The organism is Bacteroidales bacterium (genome assembly GCA_012519055.1).
In the GTDB taxonomy this organism is placed as follows: Bacteria; Bacteroidota; Bacteroidia; order Bacteroidales; family Salinivirgaceae; genus JAAYQU01.
In genome coordinates this window covers 117,909-131,319 of record JAAYQU010000031.1, presented here as the reverse complement: position 1 = coordinate 131,319, position 13,411 = coordinate 117,909, and the positions used below count along the sequence as shown (strand labels likewise).

The 13,411-nt window shown below is 34.6% G+C and carries 11 protein-coding genes; 6 read left to right on the top strand and 5 right to left on the bottom strand.

Annotated elements, in window-relative coordinates:
* From GX311_06015 to GX311_05990, 6 genes are all read left to right on the top strand, one after another.
* Positions 1 to 593: DNA-directed RNA polymerase subunit beta' (locus GX311_06015; GenBank protein ID NLK15938.1), on the top strand; the 593-nt coding region annotated here is incomplete at its 5' end.
* Between the two features lie 99 nt (positions 594 to 692).
* Positions 693 to 1,010, top strand: a complete 318-nt coding sequence (locus tag GX311_06010) for a DUF3467 domain-containing protein (GenBank protein NLK15937.1) — start codon at positions 693 to 695, stop codon at positions 1,008 to 1,010.
* Positions 1,011 to 1,073: 63 nt separating this feature from the next.
* On the top strand, positions 1,074 to 1,907 hold the full coding sequence (locus GX311_06005) for a hypothetical protein (GenBank protein ID NLK15936.1): 834 nt from the start codon (positions 1,074 to 1,076) through the stop codon (positions 1,905 to 1,907).
* Between the two features lie 217 nt (positions 1,908 to 2,124).
* Positions 2,125 to 3,009 (top strand): hypothetical protein, encoded by an 885-nt coding sequence (locus GX311_06000; GenBank protein ID NLK15935.1) that lies wholly within the window; start codon positions 2,125 to 2,127, stop codon positions 3,007 to 3,009.
* Between the two features lie 11 nt (positions 3,010 to 3,020).
* Positions 3,021 to 3,431, top strand: a complete 411-nt coding sequence (locus GX311_05995; protein NLK15934.1) for a hypothetical protein — start codon at positions 3,021 to 3,023, stop codon at positions 3,429 to 3,431.
* 6 nt (positions 3,432 to 3,437) lie between these two features.
* A complete protein-coding gene (locus GX311_05990; GenBank protein NLK15933.1) occupies positions 3,438 to 6,524 on the top strand; it encodes an ATP-binding cassette domain-containing protein in 3,087 nt (1,028 codons plus the stop codon).
* Here the strand turns inward: GX311_05990 and GX311_05985 are convergent.
* The 5 genes from GX311_05985 to GX311_05965 all read right to left on the bottom strand — a co-directional run bounded on the left by GX311_05985 (position 6,521) and on the right by GX311_05965 (position 13,404).
* Positions 6,521 to 8,029, bottom strand: coding sequence for an MBOAT family protein (locus GX311_05985; GenBank protein NLK15932.1), 1,509 nt, complete (start codon positions 8,027 to 8,029; stop codon positions 6,521 to 6,523). The genes GX311_05990 and GX311_05985 overlap by 4 nt on opposite strands.
* Positions 8,030 to 8,040: 11 nt before the next feature.
* Positions 8,041 to 9,261: a hypothetical protein gene (locus GX311_05980; protein NLK15931.1), complete on the bottom strand. Its 1,221-nt coding sequence runs from the start codon at positions 9,259 to 9,261 to the stop codon at positions 8,041 to 8,043.
* On the bottom strand, positions 9,258 to 10,763 hold the full coding sequence (locus GX311_05975) for a hypothetical protein (protein ID NLK15930.1): 1,506 nt from the start codon (positions 10,761 to 10,763) through the stop codon (positions 9,258 to 9,260). The genes GX311_05980 and GX311_05975 overlap by 4 nt, the downstream gene beginning before the upstream one ends.
* A gap of 37 nt (positions 10,764 to 10,800) precedes the next feature.
* Positions 10,801 to 12,381: a transglycosylase SLT domain-containing protein gene (locus GX311_05970; GenBank protein ID NLK15929.1), complete on the bottom strand. Its 1,581-nt coding sequence runs from the start codon at positions 12,379 to 12,381 to the stop codon at positions 10,801 to 10,803.
* Between the two features lie 93 nt (positions 12,382 to 12,474).
* Positions 12,475 to 13,404, bottom strand: a complete 930-nt coding sequence (locus GX311_05965) for a hypothetical protein (protein ID NLK15928.1) — start codon at positions 13,402 to 13,404, stop codon at positions 12,475 to 12,477.
* Positions 13,405 to 13,411 lie beyond the last annotated feature (7 nt).

The following is a 13,411-nucleotide window of genomic DNA, read 5'->3' as shown; positions in this document are numbered from 1 at the left end:
ACAGAATGCAAGGTGTTAAAATTAATGACAAACACTTTGAAGTAATTGTACGCCAGATGATGAGAAAAGTTGAAATCGTTGATCCGGGAGATACTCTATTCTTAGAAAAGCAACAAGTTGATAAATACGACCTATTTGAAGCAAATGACGAAATATATGGTAAATTATACGTAGTTGACAAGGGCGATTCAGATGTGTTGAAAAATGGTCAGATAGTGTCAATGCATCAATTAAGAAACGAAAACTCTACACTAAAACGACGCGATTTAAAAACAGTAACCGTAAGAGAAGCAAAAACCGCTACAGCACGCCAAATACTTCAAGGAATTACAAAAGCAGCTCTACAAACAAAATCATTTATATCTGCTGCATCATTCCAAGAAACTACTAAAGTGCTGAACGAAGCCGCAATACATGGCAAGGTTGACTACTTGAACGGACTAAAAGAAAACGTAATTGTAGGACACTTAATACCCGCTGGTACTGGTGTTAGAGAATATACTAAATATATTGTTGGGAATAAAGACGAATTAGAGTCAGTATTACCGACAAAAAAAGAACGTTCTAGAACAAAAGTTCAACAAAATAATTAATGATATGTTAAAATGGTCAGATTTTTTATCTATCTGACCATTTTTTTTTAAATTTGCATTTTGAACTGGTGTCAAGTCCAAGCAGATAAATATCAATTTATGAAAGAAAACGAAAAACAAAGTCAATTAAATATTCAATTGAACGACGATGTTGCACAAGGGACATACTCAAACTTGGCAATTATAAGTCATTCACCTGCGGAATTTGTAATAGATTTTATCAGAGTAATGCCTGGTATTCCAAAAGCACCTGTAAAATCAAGAATTATACTAACTCCCGAACATGCGAAAAGACTTTTACTAGCTTTACAGGATAATATTTCAAAATACGAAGCAATTAACGGAAATATAAAAATACCTGACGGAAATCCACAAAACTTCCCTATGAATTTTGGTTCATCATCAGGTATGGCATAATAATAAAATAGAACAAAAAATTGTAATAATTTGTTTATAATAAACAACTAAAAATTAGAGACTATGAAAACAACAAAATCATTATTGGCAACATTAGCCATTGTACTATTTGCAAGCGTTACATTCATCTCTTGCACTGAAACTCTCGAACCTGCAATAGTAAAACCTGAAGATGCAGAAGAACTTAAAAATTCAGCTATTCAAAATTCACAAGCTGAGAACGCAACAGGTGAAGCGTTGGGAGCTATTGCAACTTATGGTATCTCAGAAGATTGGACAAAAAACTCCAAATTAGAAGATCCCCATGTAACTTATGACCCACAAACCTTTATCGTAGTAATTAGATACATGGAAAGTGGAGGATCAATTACAATTAACTGGAATCAACAACTCCCCACATACGATAGTGAAAATGTTACTGGTAATGTGGTAATAGCACAATTCACTATAGACAATGTGACCATTAATGGAGCGTTTGATATTACATATAATGGGGGCGACCAACCTACCCTTTTAGTTGATGGAACACTTAATTTAAATATGGATGGAAACAATAGTGTCTATAAAATTCAAAGAACATTTGTTTGGTACAATGGATTTAACACTTTAAATGATCACAGTGATGATGCTTTTGCAATTTATGGAACATCTTTATTAACTGAAGGAACTAAAGTATTTAAAACAGAAATTTTTGAAAATCAAAAGGTTATCAAATACAACACATGTGCGTATCCTCAGCAAGGTATTACTAGAATGAGTGTTGTTGGTAGAAACAGGTCTGTAACTGTAGATTACGGTGTTGACAAAGACGGCAATCCAAGTAATGAGTGTGACAATTATGCTAAATTTACTATTAAAGTAGGTAGTGCAAGCCTTACATCAATTGTAGAATTATAAATTATAGTTAAACAATAAAATAAATAAAAGACTACTCAATTACAGAGTAGTCTTTTGTTTTTTGTAAAAAACAAAATTAAAAAATCCCTATTTCAAATAACCAACAAAACATTAATGTTTTTAATAAATTTGTAAATGGAAAAGTTGCATTTATTGAATGAATCTACCACTTATGATTGCCTTTTTTTTATATTTGTAGTTTCAAACTCTGTGCATAATGTATAAAATAGTTATTTCAATATCAATTCTGATGTTTCTGTTCAGTTGTGGACAATCAAATAAACCCAAAAGTCAACCAGAAGCAGAGAGCAAAATTATTGACAGTCTAATTACCAATAGAATAGTTAGTTTCGAAAATTCTCTGTTTAGTATTCCCTCTCCACACCAAATAACCTTGACTCTAAAACAACAGAATGTTGAGTATAATCCATCATACTTAAACCCGACAAGTAATACTCGCAACTATACAAACAGCTACAAAAAAGCTCTTAACATGGGAGTTTATGGTGCCGATTTGGGTTATTTAAACACATATGAAAAAACCCAAGAAGCAATTACATATTTTTCTGTTATTAAGACTCTTTCACAAGAATTGGGGATTATAAATTCACTAAAAAAAGATACATTCGAACGAATTGAGAAAAACCTTTCGAATCAGGATTCATTACTACATTTATTATCAAACTCATATCAAGACATTGATATATTCTTAAAGTCGAACGACCAAGGTCATATAGGAGCTCTTATACTTGCAGGAGGGTGGATTGAAAGCTTATATTTACTTTCCAGATTCTCCGAAAATAATAATCAAGAGCTTATTTCTCGATTAGGAGAAAACAAGAATCCATTAGAAAACCTTATCAAAGTTATTTCGCTTTATACTGAAAATAACAGAATTTACCAAGTCTTGTTAGAAAAGCTTATTGCACTGGAAATGATCTACCAAAACGTAGAAGTTACATACACATATAATAAAACCGAGGTTAACACAGAACAAAAGTTGACAAAAGTTTATAGTAACACAAATATTACTATAAGTGACGATGTTTTAAATGAACTAATCGAAGAAATTAAAGCATTAAGACTATTTATTATTTCTTAATAAAAAAAGCTATGAGAGCACTTATAACTATTCTTTTTACACTTACTTTTAGTGTCATAAACGCTCAGGTAGAGCAAGTTGACAACAGAGTTCGTGATTATCTTGATAACACATATATCTCAGATGGACAAATTTATCGTGTAATGCTCAATCACGAAGAGGAGGGCGAGTTTGATGTGACATTTTTTGCCGGCACCCAATACAGAATTGCCTTATCATCGACACTTGCGCAATCAAATCTGGTTTATACAGTATATGATACAGAAAGAAATATTCTATTTTGCAATCAGGACTTCGACAATGTTCCATATTGGGATCTTATTTTCACCAGCACCATTAATTGTAAAATTCAAGTAAAATTATACGATAAACAAAAACGTTCTGGCATTGCCGTAATGATGATTGGATATAAACAGTCCTAATACTCCATGAGCGAAAAAATATTAAAAGCTTTAATGCACTTGTTTGCAATCATTTCTCGTCCACAAGACGATGGAAGTGACAAGAGACAAGTTGTTCGTAATTTTCTGGAATTACTTCTAAACCAAGAACTAGTTAAAGAATACCTAAAAGTTTTTGATAATTACTACGAAGTTTATCAGCTTAAGCAGATTGATAAAAATCGCCATAATAAAAACATTTCGTTAAGCTCAGTAAAAGTTTTAAAAATATGTCATGAAATAAATCTTGAGTTAACTCAACAACAAAAACGTATAGTTTTATTTCGACTACTACAGTTTATAAAAGCCAGCGATGAAATTAGCCAACAGGAACACGAGTTTGTAAAAACTGTTGCCGATGCCTTTTACATTAATGAAGATGAATTTAATAAAATAAGAGCATTTATTCTTTACGATTTTGACAGGCTTATTGACAGCGAGCAGTTATTGATTATCGACGATTTACCCAAGGAAACAGAAATGCTTTATAACCACATGACGGTTTCTGGGTTAGAGGGTCGAATAATGGTTTACAATCTCGAGTCTACGTCAATGTTCGTTATGCGTTATATAGGCGAAGACGAATTATATCTGAATGGCCAGCTAATTCAATCAGACGATGTTTATGTTCTTTCATTTGGTTCATCAATACGCGGCAGCCGCATAAAACCAATTTTCTATTCAGACATTGCTGGGGTATTTTACTCTACAAGCCAAAAAGAAAAAATTCTTTTCGAAGTTGATAATGTTAGCTACAAATTCCCATCAGGGAAAACAGGGATTCATTCGATTAATTTTCAGCAATCTAACGGTCACCTTGTCGGAATAATGGGTGCCTCAGGTGCAGGAAAAACCACACTACTTAACATACTAAACGGAACATCAAAACCAACAACCGGAACAGTTAAAATAAACGGCTTTGATATCTATTCTGAAAGTGAAAATATCAAGGGACTTATAGGCTATGTTTCTCAAGATGACTTACTTATTGAGGAGTTAACCGTATTCCAAAATCTTTATCTGAATGCACGTCTTTGCTTCAAAGGCATGTCACCTGTCAAACTAATGCGCAAAGTGCTTTCAACACTGCAAGAATTAGGATTATTTGAAATAAAAGATATGGTTGTTGGCTCCCCGCTAAACAAAAAAATAAGTGGTGGGCAAAGAAAGCGATTAAACATCGCCTTAGAATTAATTAGAGAACCTGCTGTATTGTTTTTAGACGAGCCCACAAGTGGCTTATCATCAAGAGATTCCGAAAATATCATGGCTCTTTTAAAAGATTTAACTCTAAAGGGTCATCTGATTTTTACTGTTATTCATCAACCTTCATCAGATATTTTCAAAATGCTTGACTATCTTTTGTTGTTAGATGTTGGTGGATACATAATTTATTATGGTAATCCTGTTGACAGCATAATATATTTTAAAAGCAGAGTACATCACGCCGACAGGGGTGAAAGTGAATGCCACTTTTGCGGAAACGTAAACCCTGAACAGATTTTCAATATAGTTGAATCTGCAATTGTTGATGAGCACGGCAATCTGAGCAAAACCAGAAAAGTATCACCTACAGAATGGTATGCCAAACACCTAATCTCGAAAACCAAACCCGAATATGATAAAAAGGAGTATTATGATAAGACTCCTACAGTTGAGTTTCAAACGCCAAACAAGTTTACACAATATAAGGTTTTTACTATTCGCGACACTCTATCAAAACTTACTAATATTCAGTATCTTGTAATTAACCTGCTAGAGGCTCCTCTCTTAGCTTTTATGTTGGCATTTATTATCAAGTTTTTCAACGTTGACGAAGCTAATCTCAAGGGCTACACACTATTTGACAACTCAAACCTTCCTGTTTATATCTTTATGGCGGTTATTGTGGCCATTTTTATTGGTTTAACAGTTAGTGCTGAGGAGATAATAAAAGATAGAAAAATATTAAACCGAGAACGGTTTCTACACTTAAGTTGGTTTAGTTATTTATGTAGCAAACTCTCAGTTTTAATGGTAATAAGTGCATTTCAAGCCCTTACCTTTGTCCTTGTAGGAAATCTTATCATGGAAATTAAAGGTATGTTTTTCCAATATTGGCTGGCACTTTTTTCGGCATGGATAGGAGCTAGCATTTTAGGGTTGATAATTTCTGACAGTTTTAAAACTGTTGTTACAATCTATATTTTGATTCCTTTTTTGGTTATTCCTCAATTGATACTATCGGGAATAATTGTTCCATATGATAAATTAAATCCAAAAATTTCAAAACCCAACACTATACCCTGGTATGGCGAAATTATCACTGCTCGATGGGCGTATGAAGCATTGGCTGTATATCAATACAAAGAGAATAAATATGAACGCGATTTGTATCCATACGACAAAGTGTTGTCAACTGCTACATATAAAAAAGATTATTGGATTAAATCGTTAAAAAACAAAGTTTCATATATAAAACGAAATGCCAATGATTCAACAAAAAGGGCTGAAATTCAGAAGGCAATTAAACTTATAAATAATGAAATAAAAAAAGAGTTAGCAACAAACAAATATATATCTTCCCCCTACTCTATTGATTTAATGTTAGTTGAAACGTTCGATTCAACAATAATTGCACAAACAGAAACCTATTTAGACAATCTGTCAATATACTACATCAACCTTTACAATAAAACTAATCATCGCAAAGACAACATGATTCAGCATTTTGAAGATAGCTTAGGAAAAGAATATGTTGCTATGCGTGAGGCATATACAAACAGAAGTTTAACTGAGTTTGTGCGAAACACAAACAGTATTGACAGAATTATTGAATATAAAAATAGCTTACACCAAAAGATTGACCCTATATATAAGGATCCGGAAAACTCTTTTATTAAAGCACATTTTTATGCTCCTTATAAAAAAGTTTTCGGACAATTCTACCCTACATACATAGTAAACATAATTGTGCTGTGGATTATCAACATAATTCTGTTTGTAATTCTCTACTTCCGTGGCTTACACCGGACACTAACTTGGTTTGGAAAAATGAACGAAAAGATCAGGAAAAAAGTAATTTTAAAAAGCTAAAACTGAAAATAAATAAACGGCTGAATATCTGACGATTGCGACTGATACAGTAACACGGCAATTAGTACAAATATCAATATTTTAACATAAACAGGTAGCGCAATAAACGTTTTTCTGTAAAAGCGTTTCCAACTTTTAGGTAGCCAGTGAATAATAAGTCCTGACAAAATTAGCACAATAGAGGGCGCATATCCTTGAAAAACAGCGAAAATGGTTTCGGGTTGAAAATTTGAAATTATTTGACTCAACATTTGTCCCACATGTCGCATATCTTGCGCTCTAAAAAATATCCAGGAGAAGCAAACAATGTGAAAAGTAATAAAGACGCCTATAAATTTTGCAGGCTTAGTTTTAAGGCTGATATATTTTGCCGTTAACTTGTCAAGTACCAAAGCTATACCGTGAATTCCACCCCAAATTATAAAACGGAAATGTGCTCCATGCCATAAACCTCCTAAAAGCATGGTAATTAACAAATTAACATAAGTCCTAACTCTGCCTTTCCTATTTCCCCCCAAAGGTATATAGAGATAATCTTTTAACCATCGGGATAATGAAATATGCCAACGTCTCCAAAAATCGGTTATTGAAGTTGCTTTATATGGCGACAAAAAGTTGGTAGGTAGTCTGAATCCCAATAACAATGCTACGCCAATGGCAATATCGGTATATCCTGAAAAATCACAGTAAATCTGAATTGAATAACCATAAACTGCCATAAGGTTGGTAAACCCCGAGTAAAGCAGTGGTTGGTCAAAAACCCTGTCAACAAAATTTATAGAGATGTAGTCGGATATCAATATTTTCTTTATCAATCCGTTGAGTATAAAGAACAAAGCATAACCGTATTCGTATAACTTAACCTTATATTTTCGATAAATTTGAGGAACAAATTCAGCAGCTCTTACAATAGGTCCCGCAACCAACTGAGGGAAAAATGAAACATAAAATGTAAAGTCAATAATATTGTTAACGGGCTTGACCTTATATCTGTAGATATCAACCGTATAACTAATTATTTGAAAGGTATAGAATGATATTCCAACTGGCAATATTATAACACTTTCGTCAAATGAACTTCCTGTAACCCAATTGGTTAACTGTGCAAGCCAATTCGATGGTTCAATGTCGGTTCCGAAAATCTGATTTATCGAGTCTGAGAAAAAGTATATATATTTAAAATAAGCTAACAGCGACAAGCTGATAAAAACACTCGCAAAGACTGCCCTGTCTCGCTTTCTTTGCGTATTGGCATTATAAATAGCTTTACCGAGATAGTAGTTTATAATTGTCGAAACTATTAACAGCGAAAAGTAAAAGCCACCGCTTTTATAATAAAAATATAGACTTACAAAAGCCAACCAAGCACTGCGTAGAGAGAATTTCTTATGAAAAAATATAAACCCAAGCGTTACAACGGCAAAAAATATCCAGAACTCAATGCGTGTAAAAAGCATTGGGTTTTGCGGATTGTAGGATATTATGTTGCTCAAGAACGATTGCATTTCAACTTTTTTTAATAATCGATTTCAGATAGTTTTTTATCAAATGCCTTTAAAAGAGCAATATAGAATAACTCAGCTTTTAATCGGTATCCTTTGGGCGATAAATGTATTCTGTCACGTGCAGCCAAACTGTCTGAATGCCATGCAATTATGGATTTTTCGCCACCCATAATTTCGTAAAAATCCCAATATGCCAACCCTCTGCCCTTAGCCAAACTTACAATAACGGAGTTGATTATACTTATATTAGCTGACATATCAGCTCTATTTTTCAAATGGTCGTTTGGTGTAGAGAGAAGTATAGGAATATTTGGGCATGCACTTGATATAGAGTCAATTAACGTGCTGTATTCATTTTTAAACCAATTCTCAGAAAAGAGATAGTGGTAGGCATCGTTTGTGCCTATTGAGAGTACTATTAAAGATGGTTTCAATCTTCTCAACTGTTCTGTAAACAATAACGAGCGATTATACGATACCGCCGAAGCTCCGTTCACTCCTATGGCATGATACTCCAAGCCGGGCAAATCATTTTGCAATTCAATCCCAAACAAATCAAAATAGCCTTGGTTTTTTAGTGATATTGTAACTGTTGCTTGCTGCGTATAATCTTTCAAACTGACGATTGCAATACCGTTTAGGCTTGCCGACAAAGAGTCAACAACAGTGTATCCATTAACGTTTACTCTGATAGTTCCTTCAGAATCAGTACCGTACCATAATCCTACTTTATTAAATGGCTCGGAAACGGTATCAGTTATTCTTAACGACAATTCAATTAAAGTGTCTGTTGTTGAGACTTTTATACCATAAAGTCCGATATTTGAAGGCTCCTGGATTTTTGTACTCCAATGGGCTTCCCAACTGTTTGGAGATTTAATTCTGTAGTTCCCGGGATTGTTTGTTCCTGCAAGTTCATAAGGGAATATAAGACCCCGAGTTCCCGATATTCCGGGATGAAGCATTTGCAGTCGTGTTCTAACTCTTCCGGTAAAGAAATCGGCTTGAATATGGCTATCTCCGATATGTGCAATAGAAAATTTTTCATTTCCGTTTATTAATCGGACTAAACAATTAGCCAAAGTGTCTGAAAATCTACCTGTTGAGTCAGTTATTTCATTTATTTCGTAGTTTATATATGGATAGTGATCAATAGCATAAGGGTCATCTTGCGCTGTCGATACTAACCTAAGTATAAGGATATTACATAATATACAAAAAACTATTCTCATTTTTTTTGATTATCAAAATCGTTCATAATGGCCTCATAAAGCATGTGCGATACTATTCGACTACCCCTGGCATTAAAATGAACAAAATCTTTGTTTGCTAAAGGCGGATCAGCAAATACCCACGATGGCATACTGTTGTTGCCTCCCATTGCTTCATATAAATCCCAAAAAGCGCAGCCTGTCCGGAAAGCTGCATTTCTTTGTGCGTTTCTTATTGCTACGATATTTGGATACGACTCATACCATGTCTCCTTTTTGCGAGACATATCACTTACACCAATAACAATGATAGGCGTATTACCGGCTGCAGATCGCAAATGCTGAAGCTGCTTAACCATCAGATTTTCATACCATGTGTAACTTTTAACAACATTGGGAACAATATTAACTCCAAATTGAAATATTATAAGCCTGACATTCAGTTGCTTAAAAAAGTAGTTCAATAACTCCTTATCAATTTTTGAGAACTCTGCACCAGAACTACCTCGCCATGGGATATTATCGACAGTAATACCCACTGTTTGATCTAATGCTAACGCGTAAAACGAAGGCGATTGTTGCGACATGAAATTAAACACAATATTATCAGGAGTTTTATCTATTTGAAAACCAAAGATATTAAGAGGTTCATCTAAAACTATCTGATCTTTCATTACCAACGAATCGCGACCGTAAACCTCAATATCCATTGGAAATTGGCTCTGTCCTAAAAAAAGTCGGCACCAATTATATTTTCTTGCGGTTTTATATGAGAGTGGGGAAAGTTTGTAACTCAACAGAGCTTTATCCGGTGGAGTTGCCGTAAAGTAATTTGTTTGCCCCATTATACCATAACTAATAGAATTGGTAAGCGTATCTTTTTTTTGCATTACATTGTCGCGTTGCCAATCTGAAGATGCGGTTTGAATTATTGTTGCGTGTTCGGCAATGGGCTTGTCACAAAACAAAAGTCCCGGACCGCTGCCTCCAAAACGTCCTTGAAAACGATGACGTAAATATCCAGTAATTCTATCACCTTCAATTTGCGAATCACCATAATGCAGTATTCTGATATTTCTCTTTGATATTTCACTACGAAGTGCTTCGTAAAAAAATTCTAGTAAATCAGGTCTGTCGGGCGGAAACTGTAGCTTATGGACAACACTCTTAACCTTCGATTCCGAAACGCGAACTGTATCATTTAAAACCGTTGTGGTAATACTACTTTTTAATGTAGAGTCGACTGTAATACTATCGGTTACAACTTTAGTAGAATCTAATACAACTATCTGACTTTTGGCTGTATCAGTCTCTAATTCACTTAGCACATCTGCAATTAACGTATCAATATTTGTATATTCAACAATATCATCTCTGAAAACAGAGAGTGGGTCTGGTAAGCTGACCGTGAAGCCTGCTATTTCTAACGGTTTTTTGTTTAAAAGAAATGATACATAACCTAAAATCAGCAATGTTACTACTGTTGTCCAAAAAACATAAGATGGTTTTATGTTTTGGTTCATTGGTTTTAGGTGTTACGAAGAGTTAAATATTCTTCTGTTAGTCTAATCTTTTAATTTTTATCTGCTGACCTGGTTTTAAACTTTTTCCATCAGTTAACCCATTGATACGCAATAAATCACGATCTGTTACACCTTCATATTTTTTTGCAATTTCCCACAAGGTGTCGCCTTTTTTTAGAGTGTAGTAAAGGTATTTTCCAGATGTATCGCTTTGAGTATCAGTTTTTTCTGTAGTTTTATCCGTATTAACTACAATACCCTTTCTTTTTTGCTTTGCAGCAAAATCGAGTTTATTAAACTCATCGTAATAACTATATTTCGATGATGGCACGTATATCAACAAGCGTTGACCTGCCCGAATACGATTTTTGTATATATTATTCCAATCACGCAAATCACTCAACCTTACATCAAACCAATTTGAAATATATCCTAAATTATCACCGTAAGCAACTGTGTAATAGAGCGCTTTATGATTTTTTGAAGGAGGAGCACCATTGTAGCTACTACTAACAGGTGCTGCTACAAGTATATTCGGATTAAAGTAGATCGTATCATTATACTTAAAAATAGAGTCTTGATTGTCGATAAACCGAGGTGCATATTCATAGGGCAATCTTAACGGATATTTCTTGCTAGTTGTCGCTGGAATTATATCTCGTCTGTATTGTGGATTCAAATCTCGTAATTGACTTAAAGGGATATTGAGAACTTTAGAAACTTGCTCTAAATGCAACTGTTTATGAATAACAATTGTATCTGTTAACGTCGGCATATTGATCTTTTTGGGTATAAGGTTATAATCCTCAGCATGCTCCATCACGTACATTGCTGCAATAAATCCTGGCACATAGTTACGAGTTTCACGTGGCAGGCGATAATATATTTCCCAATAATTTGTGCGACCTCCCGAACGTCTGATTGCCTTATTGACATTTCCTGGACCGCAATTGTATGCAGCTAAAGCTAATGTCCAATCGCCATAAATTGAGTATAGCTGTTTTAGATATTTTATTGCTGCTTTGGTCGATTGAGTAACATCGCGTCTGTCATCTACAAACGAGTTAATTTCTAACCCCATATATCTTCCTGTTGCGTACATAAACTGCCATAGTCCTGTTGCACCGGCTCGTGAAACAGCGCGAGGATTAAGGGCTGACTCTATTACTGCAAGATATTTTAATTCAAGTGGTAAATTTGCGGCGTCAAGTTGACTTTCAAAAAAGGGAAAATAATATTCAGACAACCCCATAACGGTTTCTGTCAATTCACGTTTTTTTTCAGAATAGACTTTTATATATGCCTTAACTATGTGATTATAAGAAACATCGAAAAGCACTTGCATTTCAGACATTTGCCTCATTATTGTGCTGTCATTCAAGTCAACCACAATATTTGTTGTATCCATAGCTGTTTCTGAGACAAACAGGGTGTCGCCAACCGAGCAAACTGTATCCTCTAGCGATTTTTGCACATAAAACGACATCAAAAGACTATCGTAATCGCGCATAAGTTGCTGTTCTATAAATAGTTGTTCACTTCTGACGGTATCGTCGTGACTAATACTACTATTTCCGAATAAAACAGTAGTGGCTATTAGCAAAAATGTATGTATCATTTAAAATTTGATTTACTTACGATTGGTATTAAAAGTATAAGGCTCAAAATTAACGATTTATAAGTAATATTCTTATAAATTATGACAAACTGCTTAAAATCTTATAGAAACAGTTGCTCCGTAGTAGCCAGTCGCTTTGCTTGTACTTGCATTCATAATGCTGTAAGGTGCAATTGTTGGCGATATTTTCATGGACAAGTCATCGCTTACATCAAACTCAGCCAAGTGAGCGTCAACATTTGCGTCAATAACATTTAAAACATAAAGCAATCCTATGCCTATATAGTTTAAATCTCGGTTTCTCCTCCAGTACTCGCGTTCACGCAAAATAGCTTCTGGCGATGCTAACGGTTCCGGGTCTGGTATCTCAGCATTGTTTTGTGAAGCAATTTTTTGCTCATACATATCCCTGTACTTCAAAAAATACTTGTGATTTACTTGTGAAAAGTAAATCAAGGCTCCAAAACCTCCGTAAATAATTGGTAATTTCCAATATTTTCGGTTATATATCTGTCCCGAGCCGGGCAAAAGTGCCGACATAAATGTTGCAGCACGTGGATTATGATGAGTTTGTGCCGAAGCATAAGCATCTACAACATTTACCATATAGCTTGCTCCCAGTGTGAACAAACCCAAATTTCGCAACAGTTTATGTCTATTACGCCAGGTTTCCAGATACTCTAAACTGTGTTGCGGATATGGATCACTTGATAATGTGGGATTTTTTAAATAGTTGCTTTTCAAATCATAAGCATTACTGAACGACTTGTATAGTTTATGCTGGCTATGGTACAAATATGCACCCCCAGCCATGCTTGCCCAAAACAGAGGAGGTTTCCAATATTGCTTATTGTAAATTTGTCCCGCTCCCGGCAAGACTACTGATAATCCTGTTGCAATAAGTGGTCGTTTTTGTGAAACTTTTCCCGTATCGGGTTGCTCAGAAGTTGTATTGCTCAGGCTAAACGCTTTATTTACTGATAAAATAAAAGCCAAAATAACTATGGCAATCCTGCTTATCACTTCAAAG